Annotated in this window: 14 protein-coding genes; 8 read left to right on the forward strand and 6 right to left on the reverse strand. The window is 63.1% G+C overall.

From position 1 onward, the window contains the following. Positions 1 to 83: 83 nt before the first annotated feature. The 3 genes from AB6N07_RS02890 to AB6N07_RS02900 are packed head-to-tail and all read left to right on the forward strand — an operon-like array spanning position 84 to position 2,802. Positions 84 to 1,160, forward strand: a complete 1,077-nt coding sequence (locus AB6N07_RS02890) for an ABC transporter ATP-binding protein (RefSeq protein ID WP_370676318.1) — start codon at positions 84 to 86, stop codon at positions 1,158 to 1,160. Then, entirely contained in the window at positions 1,157 to 2,017 is an 861-nt protein-coding gene (locus AB6N07_RS02895; RefSeq protein ID WP_370676319.1) for an ABC transporter permease, read from the forward strand. Before AB6N07_RS02890 ends, AB6N07_RS02895 begins: the two co-directional genes overlap by 4 nt. Continuing rightward, complete coding sequence (locus AB6N07_RS02900) at positions 2,017 to 2,802, forward strand: ABC transporter permease (protein ID WP_370676320.1); 786 nt, start codon at positions 2,017 to 2,019, stop codon at positions 2,800 to 2,802. Before AB6N07_RS02895 ends, AB6N07_RS02900 begins: the two co-directional genes overlap by 1 nt. Positions 2,803 to 2,806: 4 nt before the next feature. On the opposite strand, the gene AB6N07_RS02905 is transcribed toward AB6N07_RS02900, so the two are convergent. The 5 genes from AB6N07_RS02905 to AB6N07_RS02925 all read right to left on the reverse strand — a co-directional run bounded on the left by AB6N07_RS02905 (position 2,807) and on the right by AB6N07_RS02925 (position 8,631). Then, positions 2,807 to 3,616: a creatininase family protein gene (locus tag AB6N07_RS02905; protein WP_370678182.1), complete on the reverse strand. Its 810-nt coding sequence runs from the start codon at positions 3,614 to 3,616 to the stop codon at positions 2,807 to 2,809. 8 nt (positions 3,617 to 3,624) lie between these two features. Further along, the gene (locus AB6N07_RS02910; RefSeq protein ID WP_370676321.1) at positions 3,625 to 5,142 is read right to left on the reverse strand and encodes a class I adenylate-forming enzyme family protein; all 1,518 of its coding nucleotides are present in this window, start codon (positions 5,140 to 5,142) and stop codon (positions 3,625 to 3,627) included. A 146-nt stretch (positions 5,143 to 5,288) separates the two neighbouring features. Continuing rightward, entirely contained in the window at positions 5,289 to 6,158 is an 870-nt protein-coding gene (locus tag AB6N07_RS02915) for a YjjW family glycine radical enzyme activase (protein ID WP_370676322.1), read from the reverse strand. Next, complete coding sequence (locus AB6N07_RS02920; protein ID WP_370676323.1) at positions 6,151 to 7,689, reverse strand: YjjI family glycine radical enzyme; 1,539 nt, start codon at positions 7,687 to 7,689, stop codon at positions 6,151 to 6,153. Before AB6N07_RS02920 ends, AB6N07_RS02915 begins: the two co-directional genes overlap by 8 nt. A gap of 153 nt (positions 7,690 to 7,842) precedes the next feature. Further along, the gene (locus AB6N07_RS02925) at positions 7,843 to 8,631 is read right to left on the reverse strand and encodes a potassium channel family protein (protein WP_370678183.1); all 789 of its coding nucleotides are present in this window, start codon (positions 8,629 to 8,631) and stop codon (positions 7,843 to 7,845) included. A gap of 735 nt (positions 8,632 to 9,366) precedes the next feature. Between AB6N07_RS02925 and AB6N07_RS02930 the strand changes: the two genes are divergently transcribed. Then, positions 9,367 to 9,510: a hypothetical protein gene (locus AB6N07_RS02930; RefSeq protein WP_370676324.1), complete on the forward strand. Its 144-nt coding sequence runs from the start codon at positions 9,367 to 9,369 to the stop codon at positions 9,508 to 9,510. 122 nt (positions 9,511 to 9,632) lie between these two features. Here AB6N07_RS02930 and AB6N07_RS02935 read toward each other — a convergent pair whose 3' ends face one another. Further along, the gene (locus AB6N07_RS02935) at positions 9,633 to 10,592 is read right to left on the reverse strand and encodes a MurR/RpiR family transcriptional regulator (RefSeq protein WP_370676325.1); all 960 of its coding nucleotides are present in this window, start codon (positions 10,590 to 10,592) and stop codon (positions 9,633 to 9,635) included. A gap of 115 nt (positions 10,593 to 10,707) precedes the next feature. Between AB6N07_RS02935 and menC the strand changes: the two genes are divergently transcribed. From menC to AB6N07_RS02955, 4 genes are all read left to right on the forward strand, one after another. Then, positions 10,708 to 11,826: an o-succinylbenzoate synthase gene (menC, locus tag AB6N07_RS02940; protein WP_370676326.1), complete on the forward strand. Its 1,119-nt coding sequence runs from the start codon at positions 10,708 to 10,710 to the stop codon at positions 11,824 to 11,826. Continuing rightward, positions 11,823 to 12,563: a GNAT family N-acetyltransferase gene (locus AB6N07_RS02945; RefSeq protein ID WP_370676327.1), complete on the forward strand. Its 741-nt coding sequence runs from the start codon at positions 11,823 to 11,825 to the stop codon at positions 12,561 to 12,563. The genes menC and AB6N07_RS02945 overlap by 4 nt, the downstream gene beginning before the upstream one ends. Positions 12,564 to 12,696: 133 nt before the next feature. Further along, entirely contained in the window at positions 12,697 to 14,103 is a 1,407-nt protein-coding gene (locus AB6N07_RS02950) for a phosphomannomutase (RefSeq protein ID WP_370676328.1), read from the forward strand. Positions 14,104 to 14,111: 8 nt separating this feature from the next. Further along, positions 14,112 to 15,542 (forward strand): mannose-1-phosphate guanylyltransferase/mannose-6-phosphate isomerase, encoded by a 1,431-nt coding sequence (locus AB6N07_RS02955; protein ID WP_370676329.1) that lies wholly within the window; start codon positions 14,112 to 14,114, stop codon positions 15,540 to 15,542. Positions 15,543 to 15,584 lie beyond the last annotated feature (42 nt).

Consider the following 15,584-nt stretch of genomic DNA (forward strand, 5'->3'; position numbering starts at 1 on the left):
GGTGCGGGATTTGCTTGTCGAGCGAGGTTGGGGGAGACCGCCCGAACTCGATGACCGAGGCATTTACATTGGTGGAAAGCGGAATGGACAAGCGGACGGAGCCGGCGGCCTCGCCGCTGCTTCTCGCCATGCGAGGTATCGTCAAGACATTTGGTCGCTCGACCGCGGTGGACGGCATTGACCTCGACGTACCCGAACGGGCATTCCTGACATTGCTCGGTCCGTCGGGGTGCGGCAAGACGACGGTTCTCCGAATGATTGCCGGTTTCGAGGCGCCGGATGCCGGTGAAATGCGTCTCGACAACACGCCGCTTGCCGACGTGCCACCCGAGCGGAGGCCCGTTAACACGGTCTTCCAATCCTATGCCCTCTTTCCTCATCTCACCGTCAATGACAACGTCGCTTTCTCGTTGAAGCTTCGGGGTGGGGTTGCCGATATTGCCGCGCGCGTGCGGCGAGCGCTTGATGCCGTCCATATGGCCGATTTTGGCGAGCGTTATCCGCATCAGCTTTCCGGTGGGCAGCAGCAACGCGTCGCGGTGGCGCGATCGATCATCGCCGAGCCGCGCCTTTTGCTGCTTGATGAACCTCTGTCGGCCCTCGACCGCAAGATGCGTGGTCATCTCCAGATCGAGCTGAAGGCCCTGCAACGGCGTCTCGGCATCGCTTTCGTCTATGTGACGCATGACCAGGAAGAAGCCTTCGCGCTATCCGACATCGTGGTGGTGATGAACAAGGGGCGCATCGCTCAGAAAGCCGACCCACAGACAATCTATAGTCGCCCAGCCGACAGCTTCGTGGCCGATTTCATTGGCAACTCGACCCTGGTCGAAGGGCGAGTCCTCGAGCGCCGTGGGGAGGTGGCGACGATTGAAACCGCGCTTGGCGCGATTACCGCGCCGGCTGCCGAGGGGCTCGCTGCCGGCGACCTAGCCATGCTGGTCATCCGTCCCGAGTTGTTGTCAACGCGCGGGGAAGGGGAGGCGACCTTTACTGGCGACGTCAGTAACTGCGTCTTCCAGGGCGAGCGGAGCATGATGCAGGCCGAAGTCGCCGGGATATCTCTGCGCTTTGCTGCCGAAATACCCTATTCCGTTGGCACGCCGGTTGCTCTCTGGCTTGATGCAGACCGCAGCTTCATCACGAGGATCGTCGCATGATTTTCCGCCAGCGCCATCTTGCGCTGCCGGTCGCGGCGGCGATCGTCGCGGGTTGTCTTGCACCACTCGCCGTCCTCGTTGCCTTCAGTTTCTATGAGGTGGAAGATTTCGACCTGGTTCCAGCCTTCTCGTTCAGGGCCTGGGGGGAACTTGCCTTTTCCTCGACCGATTGGTTCCTGATCGGCAAAGCCGTTCTGTCCGGGCTTTCAACCACCGTGTTCACGGCCCTTCTCGGCTATCCGGTGGCGCTGGCGCTGACGCGGCTTGCCGCGTCGGGGAAAGGGCTCGCCATCATTATGCTGCTAACGCCGCTTTATACCGGCGAGATCGTTCGCATCTATGCCTGGCGGATCGTTCTGGGTGGCGAGGGGCTGGTCAACACGCTGCTCCAGGGATTGGGAGTGATCGACCAGCCGTTGAAATTCCTGCTGTTTTCGCCCTTCACCATCGGTCTTGTCCTCACCTACAACAATCTGCCGTATATGGTGCTTGCCATCTGGGTGTCGGCCGAAATGGTGGATCGTCGGCTGATCGAGGCCGCGCGCGATCTCGGTGCCCGGCCGATCGACGCCTTCTTCCGCGTCATTTTCCCGCTGACCACGCCGGGTTTGGCTGCCGGCAGCCTCACCGTCTTTGCCTTGGCGGCCGGCGAGATGCTGACGCCGAGCCTTCTTGGCGGGACGTCGGGGTCCACCGCCATGGCGCTGGTCGACAATCTGTTCGGTACTGCGTTCGATTGGCCACTTGCTTCGGCATTGGCTCTGGCGCTGCTCGCAACCCTGTTCCTCGTCGCCTCGGCCATGGCGGGATTGCTGTTGCGCTTCAAGGGCGCGCGGGCCGTGATGGGGAGGGTATGATGGGACGAGCCAGCCTTTCCGTACTGATCGTCGCGGCCGGATTTCTCTATCTGCCGCTCGTCGTGCTCGCGGTGTTTTCCTTCAACGATTCCGCATTGATGGCCTTTCCGCTGTCCGGCTTCACCTTCGAATGGTATCGCGAGCTGGCGCAGAACGAGAATTTCCTCAAGGGGTTCGTCACCTCGTTTCTGATTTCGCAGCCGGTCGGTATTCTCGCCATGCTGTTCGGCCTGATGGCCTCGCTCGCCCTGACGGCGCCGGGATTTCGCTGGCGCGGCCTTTTCGCCGTCCTGCTGCTGATCCCCTTCCTGGTGCCGAAGAGCGTTCTGTCGATCGCCCAGGCCATGATCATGAGCCGCGTCGGTTTCGAGCGTGGGGCCACAGCGTTGATCCTGGCGCAGTCGCTGGTCGCGCTGCCCTTCGCTACGGCGCTGATCTCGGCGGTGATGGTGCGTCTGGATCCCCGTCTCATAGAGGCGGCGCGCGATCTGGGCGCCACGCCCTGGCAAGCCTTCCTGCGGGTGCTGTTGCCGCAAATCAGGCCGGCGCTGTCGGGTGCCTATTCGGTTGGCGTGATCCTGTCGCTGGCCGATCTGACCATCGCCATGTTCCTCGCCGGCCGAACCCAGCCGCTATCGCTGATGGTCGCCTCGGAATTCCGGCGCGAACTCAGGCCCGATCTCAACGCCATGCAGGTGGTGGTGCTCGTCCTGACGGCGCTGCTGGTTGGCCTGAGCGAGGCGTATCGCCGCCGCCGGTTACGCAGGCTCGCTGCAAGCGCTTGATCGCTCAGCCGGAGAAGGCCGTTTTGGGGGTCAGCCGATCAAGGTCAAAGGCAGCAACGTCCCCCAACAGTGAAACGAAAGCCGACCCGGCGCGATCGACGATGATCCGTCCCTTTTCGGCAGTGGCGACCTTGGCATTGCCGGCAACGCCCTTGGGGTGAAGATCCTGCGCCTGCCAGCCGAAGCCGACGGCGCCCTCTGCGGTCAGCAGGCTGCCGGAAGCCTCGATCTCCACCGTCAGCGGAACGAAATCCTCGGCTTTGTCCATGGCAACGAGATCGCCGTGCAGATGCAGCATGACGCTGGTCTCGAGATCTCCGCCGTGAATGCCATGCGCCGATTCGGCGGCTGGAATGATGTCGTCGACTGTCGTGATGCGGAACCACGAGCAGGCAACCGCCAGCATGCCGAGCTTCACCCGGATATCGCGGCAAACGATGTCGATCAGGGCGATCTGACCACCATGAGCATTGAAGAACACCAGCTTGCGGACGCCGGCGCGATGAACGCTTTCGGCGATTTCAAACCAGATGCGTGCCAGCGTTTCGCCCGTAACGGCAATCGTTCCGGGAAAAGCGATGTGCTCATCGGACTTGCCGTAGGGCAATGGAGGCAGCACCAGAACGTCGGTATCGGCGGCGAGTTTGGCGAGCGCATCGGCCAATACGCCGGCATTGATTGCCGCGTCGACACTGACCGGCAAGTGGGGGCCGTGTTGCTCGACCGCGCCGACGGGCAGCACCGCGACCGTCTTTGAAAGATCGCGGCCTGCGAAGTCGGCGGTCGAGAGATTCCACCAGGAAAAGGATGTCATGTCGTCGCTCACGCTGCGGCTTCGGCGGCGAGTGTCGCCTTGGCGATTTTGCCGGTTGGCGTCATGGGAAGGCTCGTCGCCTTGCGGATGATCAGCGGCGTCAAGTCGTAGGGTACGAGCGCTGCGATGGTCGCCTTGAGCGCGGCAAGATCGACCGTTTCCCCGTGGCGCTCTGTTATGTAGGCGATTGGGGTACTCCCACCAGCGGGATTGGGCACGCCGACCAGCGCGGCCAGCAGTACGCCCGGTTGAGCCGCGAGCGCCTCCTCGACGTCCCGAGGGAACCAATCTACGCCATCTACCGTGACGAGTTCGGCAACGCGGCCGCGCATGGTCACATAGCCATCGGCATCGATGCTGCCGAGATCGCCGGAATGCAGCCAGCCGCCCCGCGTTGCTTCAGCTGTTTTCTCTGGCCGGCCCCAGTAGCCGGCCATGAAGCCACCCCTCAGGCAGATCTCACCCACGGTTCCAATGGGAGCTCGGGTGCCGGAGGTGGTCAGGATCGCCACCTCCTTGTCCGGCGTGCCCGGCCCGACGCGAACCAGTTTGCCGTCATCCCGTTCGAGTTCGGGAAAGCCGAGGGCGAAGAAACCGCCGATTTCACTTTGGCCAAAACTTTCGACCAACGGCAGCTTCAACACGTCGCGGAAGGCCTTTCGCAAGGTAGGAGGTACCGGCCCTCCGCCTGAAAGCCCAAAGCGCAGCGGTGATGGCAGTCGGCCACGCGTCTGCGATTCCTCGAGAAGTTCGGTCAGCACAACCGGATTGCCGACGAACACGGTGGCTCCGGTCCGTTCGAGCGCGTCCCAGCCGGTCGCCTGCGTCCACTTTCCCATGACATTGACGATGGCACCGGCCGCCATCGGTGGCAGCAGGTTGGCCACCAGCTGATAGGAGCTCGACAGGGCCGTCGGGCCGAAGGAGCGGTCGGCGGCGCGGATGCGCAGTCGTTCGCCAATGCAGCGGGCGGCAGTAACGGTCGGCTCGTGGGCGAGGCAGGCGCCTTTGGGTTTGCCCGTTGTGCCAGAAGTGTAGGAAAGATGGGCGATCGCCGTGGCGTCTTCAGGGTCGGTCGGTGGGGCAAAGTTGGCCGCCATCAGTTCCGGCAGCGCGTGGGCGCCGTCCTGTGGACCGTCCATGCAGATGAGATGAGAGACGCAACCTATCGCCGCGGCGGCAGCCTTCACCGGTCCTTCCATGTCGTGGGTATAGATGATCGCCTTGGGACGGTGATCGCCGACGTAATAGGCGAGATCGTCGGCGTATTTCACGTTCACCAAGGCCGAGATGGCGCCGAGTCGCCAAATCCCGAGCATGGCCAGGAGATAATCCATGCCGTTATGGGCGAAGATCAGCACCCGGTCACCGGGCGAGATGCCGAGGTGAGCCAAGGCACCGGCCATTCTCTCCATGCCGCCTACCGCTTGTTCGGCGGTGAGCGCCAGGTTGCGATCCACCCAGTTGAGGGCAGGAGCGTCCGGGACGCGCTCGGCGGCGCGATAGAGCAGGTGGTGCATCAGCATGGGGTGGCGGCTTCCTTGGCGAGCGGCGTCATATGCACCGAACATGGGCACGCCGGCGGGCGAAGGAAATTCAATGCCCGACATAGACTTCATTGAAAGTCGCCAATTGACGCCCGCAGATCGAACCTTACGTTTGTCGCGCCGCTTCAGGGTAACCAGACCGACGGCACCGCTACCTCGGCAACGCCGTTGGCCCTTAGAGTGGCGGCCGCAGCTTCGACGCCAGCGCGCGGCATGGGCAGCCAACTGGCGGCTGGTCCGCGCACCCCGTGGTGTTGGAAGGCGTTGAGGCGGAGGCGCGTCTGCGAACCGAGTGCGCATGCCAGAGTGGCGAGGGCTGCGATTTCCTCAGGATGGTCGGTCTCGCCGGGAATCAGCAGGAAGCGCAATTCGTAGAGCTTGCCGGCGTCGGCCAGCAGTCTGGCCGAGGCGAGCGACAGATCGTTGTCGGTGCCGGTGAGGCGGCGGTGGCGCTCGGTGTCGAAAGCCTTGATGTCGAGCATGACGCCATCGGTCAGCGGCAGTACCTTTTGCCAGCCTTCGGCCGGCAGATGGCCGTTGCTGTCGATGAACAGCGTCAGATGGGCGAGGTCCGGCGCCGCCTTGACGGCCGTGAACAGGTCGATCAGGAAGTCGAGCTGCAACGTCGCCTCACCGCCTGACACGGTGAGGCCGTTGAGGAAGGGGGCATTGCGGCGGAGAAGGCCAAGTACGTCCTCCACCGTCATGCGCTTTACCATCGGGTTGGCGCGTGTCGGGCAAGCCGCAAGGCAGCTATCGCAGGCAATGCAGACAGCGGGGTCGTGGGCAACCTTGCGACCGGTTCGGTTCAGCGCGCCCGACGGGCAAACGGCAACGCAGGCGCCGCAGTCGCAGCAGACGCCGATGGTGTGCGGGTTGTGACAGGTGATGCAACGATAGTTGCAGCCCTGCAGGAACAGGACGAAGCGATTTCCCGGCCCGTCGACTACCGACCAGGTCAGGAATTTGCTGACGGCGGCGACGCCGTTAGACACCCGAACCTGCCATCAGCTCCAGCCCGACAACCCGAGGCTTACGGGCGAGAATATGCACCGTTTCAGCCGCCTCAGCCCCAAGCGCTGTCGTATTGACGCGCGATCCTTTCGCCGCGTTGTAAAGCTTGACGTCGGAGAGGCGAATCATGAAGCCGGTGACGCGCACCAGATCGTTGCCGGCGACATTGGCGGTGAACTCACGGAAGCCGAGTTGCAGGGCACCCTTGGCAAGCTGGAACACCGCTTCGGGGTTGGCTCGCACCGTTTCGTCGAGGGTCAGGATCTCCGATACGCCTGAAAGATAGTGCTGGTGGTGCGGCAAGAGCGCCTGCACGTGGCTGACCGGGTCGGGCTCGCTGCCATAGGGAATGCGCACGCCGGGGGTGGTGCCGGCGTCGCTGGAGAGGCCGGCCTGGGCGTGCAGCATGGCAACCCCGCGCCAGACGTGCTCCATCGGTTCGCGGGCGACAAGCTCGGCGAGACGGGCCGAAATGCGGTGGCCAAGGGCGTTGGCCGCGGCATCATGGCCGTAGCGGCCAGGCCGTCCGGCGATATCCTGCAACTGATTGACCGCCTCGGCCATGGCGAAGATGCCGAACATCGCCGTGAAGCGGTCCTTGTCGATCCAGCCTTCCTCGACGAGGAAGTTGCCGTCGAAGAAGCCCGACTGGCGGAACAGATAGTCGATGCGGGCGCGCATCAGGCGGGCGTTGAGATTGACGTAGCGCGGCAGCTGGACATCGAGAAATTCGGCCTCGCTGGCGCTTGCCTCGGCCACCTTCTTGAGATTGATCCGGGCAAGCGACGCGGCGCCGCCCCTGAGAGGCAGGGCGTTGTAGCAGCTGACGATGGCGTAGCCCGGCTCGTCGAACACTTCGCGGTGGATCGGGTGGTTGGCGATGTGGGGCTTGGAGCAGGCGATGATGTTGTCGGTGCAAAGCCGCAGCATGGCTTCGCCGCTGACTTCGGGGTCGTAGAGAAAGGTGAGGTTGGGCGCTACCTGCTTCAGCTCGGCGTCGACACGGAGAATGGCGCGGGCGACGCGGTTGTCGGTGGGGCCGATGTTGGCGTGCAGGAAGGCGTCCGGCAGCACACGGTCGATGTAGCGCCAGAACAGCTTGATCTTGCGATAGAGGTCGTCGTCGGAAACGCCGTCGCAGAAGGGCAGGAGCAGCGCGTCAAGATGGCCGATAAACACCGGCATGCCGGTTACGGAGGGTACGTGATGGTAGGCGATCTGCAATGTGCTGATTGCTTCGTCAAGCGTTTCCGGCTTCGGCAGCTCCAGATGTTCGGAGCCGTTCCGTAGTACCACCTCGTAGTCGGGCAGCACGTAGCGCGGCTTGTAGGGCGCGTGTCCCTCGTACATGTCGCAGATGATGCGGGCATCAAGCGCGGCGCGCGTCTCGGTGTCGAGCAGCACGTAGGGCAGCATATTCTCGGCTTCGATCGCCAGCGCATGTGCCTTCTGCTTGAAGCTCAGGGTTGGGTTCTGCGCGATCCTGCGCAGCTGGCTCAGCGTTTCGGTCATGGCGGTTCCTCGTTGTCGGGCACGTGCGTCGTGTTCCATGATACGCCGCTGACGGCGGCGCAGCCATGGTTTGGCGGCATCAAGCGAGATAAAGAGCGTCTTGTCCAGACGGAGGGTTACCGATCAGCGGCTCCGATGTGCCATTTTCGCGACTCACCCGTTCCCCTCGTCGGGAATTGCCAGGAGGTGACCGCAGGCCTTGCAATGGACGGCGTCCGGTTCGTGCCGCATGAGCGCGCATTTCGGACAGCGGAACGCGACCTTGTAAGGGCGAAATAGCGCCTGCGCCAAACGCACGAACAAAGAGATGCCAACGATCATGGTGACGATGGACGTCAGCTTGCCGATCGTTCCGGGAAGGGTAATGTCGCCGAAGCCGGTGGTGGTAACGGTGGCGACGGTGAAATAAAGCGCGTCTATCCAGCCCTCCATGCCCGAACCGGGCCGTGCGAAGGCGGTGTAGACGAAGCCCGTTATGACGAAGAGACAGGTGATGAGATTGATCGCCGCCCGCCCAACGTCTTCCCACTCCCAGTAGCCTCGCCGACGCAGCGAGCGCCAGAAGACGTCTTTCTGTGACAAGGTCCAAAGGCGAAGGATACGCAGGAAACCGAGGTTGGCAACCCAGAGGGGGGCCAGCAGCGTTGCCAGCACGATGAAATCCACCCAGACGGATGGTCGTCGCAACCACCGCCGAAGGCTGATGGCAGCCACAGCCCTTGCCGCCAGGTCGCTGGCGAGCAGGCAAGCCACGGCATAGTCGAACCACAGGAAGGCCCGCCACTCCTGCAGGACCGGGCTCAAGATGAAGAAGGCGATGATGATCAGGTCGACTGTGGCAAACGCCCACTGAAAGCGCACCGCCTTGGGATCCGTTCCAACATAGAGCTGGCGCAGGCGTCGCCGCCAATGTGCCCGGTGAGGCACCTGTTCCGGCGCCACCGCGTGCCGGTGCTGGAATTCGAGAAGCGTCTCGACACTAGGGCCGTCCGACGTCCGCGCCCCTGGAGTGTCTGACGTGACGGGTGGCTTGGTCGTCACAATGGATCATATCCTTACGAATGACCGCCTTGGATGGGGAGGATGGCAGTAGACGGAGGCCGGTCCGCTCCGCCTCCGAATGTGGCAGTTTCCCGGCAATCCAACCAGCAACCATCGGCTAAGCGATGGGTTCCGCGTCTATCGGCACACCTTCTAAACAGCCGTCGACGGCAGGCGTTATTCTCTGCGCTTTTCAGGCGCGCTCCTGAAACTTGTAACCGGCGCGCTCGCGTGCATGCGAACATGGCTGTGCGACTTGAGGTTCGCGGACGTGTCGTCGCGGACCACAAAGGCGGACACCGCCTCAGGCGACCCCGCCCATCCCCTGAGTTGGCTTGCCAACGCGCTCGCTTCCGCTTCGGGCGGGGGAGGTGGTGACCACCGGAGCCTTCGGCGGCGGCCACGCCATTGTGTCGGGCGAGATGGCGGTCGCAATCGTCGAGGGCTTTGACCCCATTCGCTTTACACTCAAGGCCTGATCGAGCGGTGGCCCTCGATAAAGGTAAAGGAGAACCTAACGCTGCTTTTAGATTTTCTTTGGTCGGCCTTCAGCGAATACGACTTTCGTATATGTGATCGAAAGCCTATATCAGCGGCGTCGAACAAGGTCGTTCGGCACATGGAAAGGAAACCGAGATGTTCGCCCAGGCTCCCCTCAACAGGACGTTCCGCGAATCCCGCGCCGTCGAGCGGGGCACCAGCTATGTGCGCGGCTTCGGTTCGGAATTCCGTGAGCGTCAGTATGTCCGCGCTGGCGGCAGCCGGATCTCCGGTCTCTGACATAGGTGGCTGCTAGCCGAGTTGTTCAGGTCGAGCGCCCGATCCGCAAGGATGTCGGGCGTTTTGCTTTTAAAAAACGCAACAGCAGAGTTGGTCCGCTCCGCACGGGGCGACAAGCCGTCTTATTTGCCTGCAGCTTCGGTCTTGCGGCGAGGACGATTAGCGGCCGGCCGTTGTGCCGGACGGTCTCGCCCGCCCACGACGGTGTGACCGATAAAGTCGCCGTAAAGCGCCGATACCGCATTGAGGCGCGCCTCCACCTCCGGTCCCAGCTCGGCAAATACCGCGTTGACGATCAGGCCGATCAGGCTTGCCATCGCCGACGTTGCATCCCAAAACTGATCGAAATCGGTGCTGACGGCGAACACCTCGTCGGCTGCTTCGCTGCCCCAGGTGCAATAGGGATCGGTGATCAGCGTCACGTGCGTACCCGCGTTGCGGGCGGCAATGCCGAGATGGCGGGCGAGGCGCGAATAACGGCGACCGTCGATGATCACCAGAGCCGTCTCCGAAGGCGTACCGAGCAAAAGTTCGGCAAAGGTTCCGTCGGCGGCGTCCATCAGATGCACGTTCGGCCGGAGGTAGGAAAGACCGTGGGCGAGATACTGGGCGTGGCCGCGCTCGGTCTGAAAGCCGGCAACGAAGACCTTATCGGCGCGGGCGAGCCGCGCCGCCACGGCGCGGAAGGCAGGTTTCGCGGCCAGCTCATGGTTGGCCACAATGGCCGCGATTTCCTTTTCGAGGGCTCGGCTGTCTCCAGTCCGGTTGCGTTCGGCGAAATCGCGCAATCGGTCGCCAATCAGAAAGGCGCGATCGCCGAGGTCACTCCTGAGCGATGTTTTAAGATCCTTGAAATGGCGGAAGCCGATAGCGCGACAATAGCGGCCGACAGAGGCTTCGGACACGCCAATCCGGCGGGCAACCGAGCCGGCGGTTTCGAAGGGCAGGCTGGAAAGATCGCTCAAAAAGAAGCCTGCGATGGCTGCTTCCGTCCGTGTGGCGGCGGCAAGGCTTTCCTCGATGCGGCGCCTAAGGTCGGCGCCTGATCCCGCCGTTTCCTTTGTGCCACGCCGTTCCTTCACCCTAAGCTCCCACCTGAATTCGCGGGAACGCTGACAGGGAAATTGCCGGCTGTCAATCTTGCAAAGAAACTTGCAGCAGCCTACCGTTCCCGGGCTTTTCCCGGAGGTTCCGCCGATGACCCGTTCCCTTCCGCCAATCGAGCGTGCCGAGTTGAGGCTCGTCCGGCTGCCCTTGGTCAACCCCTTCACCATCTCCACCGGCACCATGACCGAACGTGTCTTTCCGCTGGTGACGCTTTCTGCCGGCGGTTTGGAAGGCTACGCCGAGGGGGTGATGGATCCGCTACCCGACTTTCTCGAGGAGACGATCGCCGGTGCCATGGATCTGATCGGCGAGACCATTCTGCCGTCGATGATGGGGCAATCGTTCGATAACCCGGCCGCTGTCGAAAGGTTACTCTCTCCATGGCGCGGCAACCGGATGGCGCTCGCCACCGTCGAGATGGCGTTTTGGGATCTGTGGGCCAAATGGCTCGACCTGCCACTCAAGACGTTGATCGGTGGTTCGGGCGAGGCGGTTGACGTCGGCGTATCGCTCGGTATCGGTCCGATCGACGGTACGCTGTCGCTGGTGGAGAGCCATGTGGCGCAGGGCTACAAGCGCATCAAGCTTAAGATCATGCCGGGCCATGACGTCGAACTGTTGGAAGCGGTGCGCCGGGCCTTCCCCAACATCAAGCTGTCGGTCGACGCCAACAGTGCCTACCGCCTGTCCGATTGGGCGGTGCTCGGCCAGCTCGATAATTTCCACCTTGAATATGTCGAGCAACCGCTGGCCCACGACGACATCGCCGACCATGCGGTGCTGCAGAGCCGGCTCAAGACGCCCATTTGCCTCGACGAAAGCATCCGCAGTGCTGGTCACGCCCGGCGGGCGCTCCAGGCCGATGCAACGCGCGTGATTAACATCAAGGTCGGCCGTGTCGGTGGGCTTGCCGAGGCGATCCGCATCCACGACATCGCCGCCGCCTTCGACGTTCCCGTCTGGTGCGGCGGCATGCTGGAATCGGGCATCGGCCGCGCTCACAACATCCATCTGTCGACGCTTCCCAACTTCCGTAAGCCCGGCGATACTTCGTCGGCGAGCCGTTATTTCCACCGCGACATCATCGTCGAGAAATTGGAGACCGTTGACGGTCGCATGCCTGTACCGGAGGGGCCGGGCATCGGTGTTCACCTTGATCGCGATGCGCTCGACAACGTCACCCGGTCGGTTCGGGGCTTTTCCGCATGAGCTCCATAGATACTCAGCCTGTTATCCGCGATCTTTCGGGCATGGTCGAGTTCCACGCCGCCGAGGATCTTCAACGCGACGTGTGGGGTCCGGACGACAAGACCGATCCTGGCGATCTGATGATGGTCATTCAGGCCGAGGGGGGACTAGCCGCCGGCGCCTTTGTTAAGGACCGCCTGATCGGCTACGTCTTCGCCTTCCCAACGGCAACGCCCGGCGTGCAGCATTCGCATCGTCTCGCCGTGCGCGCCGAAGCGCGTGGCTTGGGGCTCGGCCTGAAGTTGAAGCTCTATCAGGCCGACTGGTGCCTCCAGCGAGGCATACGGCACGTGCGTTGGACCTACGATCCGCTGCGCCTTCCCAACGCCGCCCTCAACATCGGTCGTCTTGGCGCGACATCAAGCACCTATCACCGCGACTATTACGGGAAAATGGGCGGCATCAACGCAGGTACCGCATCCGACCGCTTGCTCGTCGATTGGAGACTGGACGGCGATCGCTACGCCCGATGCCGGGCAGGGGAGGCCGCGCTGACGGCCAGCCAGGTCGCAACTGCCCGCCGGATCGCCCTACCTTCAGATTTCGCCGGATTGCTTAGAGCCGATCCGGCTGCGGCGAGCGCTGAGCGCCTTAGGGTCCGTGAGGAGATCGAGGCCTCTCTTGCTGCCGGGTTCGTCATCGCCGGTGTCGATGCCAGGGAACCGGCCTATCTTCTGCAACGTTTACCAATCGAATAGCTCCGCGGCCGCCGCGCAGCGAGATTGCACCCGTTAGTTCGTCAGATTACACGCTCTATAAAAGGGTTTTTCGTTCCTTCGATAGATTCCGCCAACTTCTTCCGATCATCGTCCTTCTTGACTGTGAGATATCATGTCCGTCAGCTTTGGAACGTCGGGTCTTCGTGGCCCGGCTATTGATTTCACAGGCCCTACCACGGCCGCTTATGTACGAGCCTTTCTGGAAGTAATTTGTTCCGGCGTTTCGTCGCGGACTGTCTACCTTGGTGCCGATCTCAGGGCGTCCAGTCCAGAGATTGCCGGCTATGCCGCGGCCGCCATTTCCGCTGCCGGTTGGACGCCTGTTTATGCCGGCAACGTGCCGACCCCGGCGCTGGCTGTATATGCGTTGGCCCGTCAGTCGCCGGCCGTCATGGTGACCGGTAGCCACATTCCCGAAGACTATAACGGCATCAAATTCTATCGCCCCGATGGCGAATTCCTGAAGGAAGATGAGGCGCCTGTGCGCGACCGCGCCGAAGCTCTGATTGCCGAGACTCTTTCCGCTGGCGGCGGTAACCTGCCACCTGTTGATCCGGCCATCGCCGAAGCCTATGTCGCCCGCTATACCGACGCCTTCGCTGGTCGGCCACTTAAGGGGCTACGGGTCGGGCTCGACCTGCATTCGGCTGTGGGCCGTGATCTCACGGGCCGCATTCTCGAGGGCCTGGGCGCCGAGGTGTTTCCGTTCCGCCGTTCTGACCGCTTCATCGCAGTGGATACCGAAGCACTTGATCCGGAAGATCTTTCCCGCGCCAAGGGCGAGATTGCCGCTCACCGGCTGGATTCCGTGGTCTCAACCGACGGCGACGGCGACCGTCCCCTGGTGATTGACGAGGCCGGTCGCCAGGTAAATGGCGATGTGCTCGGCATCCTTACGGCTCGTCGGCTCGGTGCCAAGACCGTGGTGACGCCGATCTCTTCGACATCGGCTATCGAGATGACCGGCTGGTTCGAGACTGTCGTCCGTACCCGCATCGGTTCCCCTTACGTCGTTGCCGGTATGGCGGCTGCCAAAACGGCACCCGTCGTTGGCTTCGAGGCCAACGGTGGGTTCCTGACCGAAAGTGACATCGCGCTTTCCGGTGGCTCGCTCGCGCGTCTGCCTACTCGCGATGCCATCTTGCCGATGGTCGCCGCCCTTGTTGCCGCCGCCGAGGCGAAGAGGCCTTTGTCAGCGTTGGTCGCAGACTTGCCGCCGCGTGTCATGAAGGCCGATCGTCTCAAGAAGATCGCCCCCGCCGATGGGGCAAAGCTGCTGCTTGCCATCGACGGCTCGCGTGAGGCGCGCGTTGCACTCGATCCGCGTCTCGCAGCGCCGGTGGCCGTCGACCACACCGACGGGCTTCGCCTGGTATTGTCGAACGGTGAGATCGTCCACTTCCGGCAGTCCGGTAACGCGCCGGAGCTCCGCTGCTATGTCGAGACGGACAGCGCAGCCGCGACCGACGCGTTGCTCGCCGACATGCTGGCCGCCCTCAACCGCCATTTCGCCGCCTGAGAGAACCTATGTCCCAAGCATCTCCCAAGATCGTTCCGGTCATTTTGGCGGGCGGCTCCGGCACCCGTCTATGGCCGGCTTCGCGCGATTCCTTCCCCAAGCAGTTCCAGCCGCTGACGGGCGAGCTTTCGACCTACCAGGAAACGTTGCGGCGCGTGGCTGACCCCACGCTGTTCGACGACCCCGTGGTGATCACCTCCGATACCTTCCGCTTCTTCGCCCGCCGCCAAGCGGCCGATGTTGGTGTCAAGGTAACCGTTGTGCTGGAGCCGTCGCGCCGCGATAGTGCCGCCGCCGTTGCCGCCGCCGCGGCTTTTGTCGAAAAGACGCGCCCAGGCAGCGCGGTGCTGGCGCTGGCCGCCGATCATGTGGTGCTCGACGACGAGGTGTTTCGCGACGCCGTCCGGCTTGGTCTCACAGCAGCCGAGGCCGGCAAGATCGTGGTGTTCGGCCTGGTCCCGACCGAGCCGAAGACCGCTTACGGCTACATCCGCCCCGGTGCCGCGCTGAATGGCAACGACGATCTCTGCCTCGTTGACGCTTTCGTCGAGAAGCCGGACGCTGCAACTGCGCTCGAGTATCTCCGGCAGGGATATCTATGGAATTCGGGCAATTTCCTGTTCAAGGCCAGCCAGATGCTGGCTGAGTTCGGCAAGTTTGCACCCGACATTGTCGCCGCCGCTTCCGAAGCCGTCGACAAGGCGTCCGAGGACATTGGCTTCGTCCGGCTTGATCCGGACGCCTTTTTGGCAGCGCGCAAGACATCGATCGACTACGCGGTGATCGAGAAGACGGCGGAGATCGCCGTGGTGAAGGGGCGCTTCCGCTGGTCGGACGTCGGTGCCTGGGATGCCATCTGGCAGGTGAGCGAGCGCGACGAGGAGGGTAACGCCATCCACGGCGACGGCGTGATCCTCGCCTCACACGATTGCTTGGTTCACAGCCAGGGCATCCTGACGACGGTTGTCGGCGCCGAGGGGCTTGTCGTGGTGGCGACGCCGGATGCGGTGATGGTCGTGCCACGCGAACAGGCGCAAGCCGTCAAGGGGCTGGTCGATACTCTGAAGGAGCGCGGGCGTGGCGAGGCGACGCTGCATCGGCGCGACTTCCGTCCCTGGGGCTACATTGAGGCGCTGGTTGGCGGATCGCATTTTGCCGTCAAGCATATCGTGGTCGATCCGGGTGGGGTGCTGTCGTTGCAGCGTCACCAACATAGGGCCGAGCATTGGGTGGTGGTGAACGGTACGGCGACCATCGAGATCGAGGGTGAAGCGCCGCGTCTTCTCACCATCAACCAGTCGGCCTATGTGCCGCTTGGCGCCCGTCATCGCCTCTCCAACCGGGGCAAAATCCCGCTGGAGCTGATCGAGGTGCAGTCGGGTGCCTATCTCGGCGACGACGATATCGAGCGCATCGAGGATATCTACCAGCGAAACTGAGGGCAGACTGTTCAGCTCGCTATCGGTCGGTCGAGCGGATGC

It is taken from the genome of Pleomorphomonas sp. PLEO (assembly GCF_041320595.1).
In the GTDB taxonomy this organism is placed as follows: Bacteria; Pseudomonadota; Alphaproteobacteria; order Rhizobiales; family Pleomorphomonadaceae; genus Pleomorphomonas.

What these genes read in the sequence shown, in the direction of transcription:
- AB6N07_RS02890 (WP_370676318.1), top strand. Translation starts at nt 84, where the DNA reads ATGGACAAGCGGACGGAGCCGGCGGCCTCGCCGCTGCTTCTCGCCATG.
- AB6N07_RS02895 (WP_370676319.1), top strand. Translation starts at nt 1,157, where the DNA reads ATGATTTTCCGCCAGCGCCATCTTGCGCTGCCGGTCGCGGCGGCGATC.
- AB6N07_RS02900 (WP_370676320.1), top strand. Translation starts at nt 2,017, where the DNA reads ATGGGACGAGCCAGCCTTTCCGTACTGATCGTCGCGGCCGGATTTCTC.
- AB6N07_RS02905 (WP_370678182.1), bottom strand. Translation starts at nt 3,616, where the DNA reads ATGACATCCTTTTCCTGGTGGAATCTCTCGACCGCCGACTTCGCAGGC.
- AB6N07_RS02910 (WP_370676321.1), bottom strand. Translation starts at nt 5,142, where the DNA reads ATGCTGATGCACCACCTGCTCTATCGCGCCGCCGAGCGCGTCCCGGAC.
- AB6N07_RS02920 (WP_370676323.1), bottom strand. Translation starts at nt 7,689, where the DNA reads ATGACCGAAACGCTGAGCCAGCTGCGCAGGATCGCGCAGAACCCAACC.
- AB6N07_RS02930 (WP_370676324.1), top strand. Translation starts at nt 9,367, where the DNA reads ATGTTCGCCCAGGCTCCCCTCAACAGGACGTTCCGCGAATCCCGCGCC.
- menC (WP_370676326.1), top strand. Translation starts at nt 10,708, where the DNA reads ATGACCCGTTCCCTTCCGCCAATCGAGCGTGCCGAGTTGAGGCTCGTC.
- AB6N07_RS02945 (WP_370676327.1), top strand. Translation starts at nt 11,823, where the DNA reads ATGAGCTCCATAGATACTCAGCCTGTTATCCGCGATCTTTCGGGCATG.
- AB6N07_RS02950 (WP_370676328.1), top strand. Translation starts at nt 12,697, where the DNA reads ATGTCCGTCAGCTTTGGAACGTCGGGTCTTCGTGGCCCGGCTATTGAT.
- AB6N07_RS02955 (WP_370676329.1), top strand. Translation starts at nt 14,112, where the DNA reads ATGTCCCAAGCATCTCCCAAGATCGTTCCGGTCATTTTGGCGGGCGGC.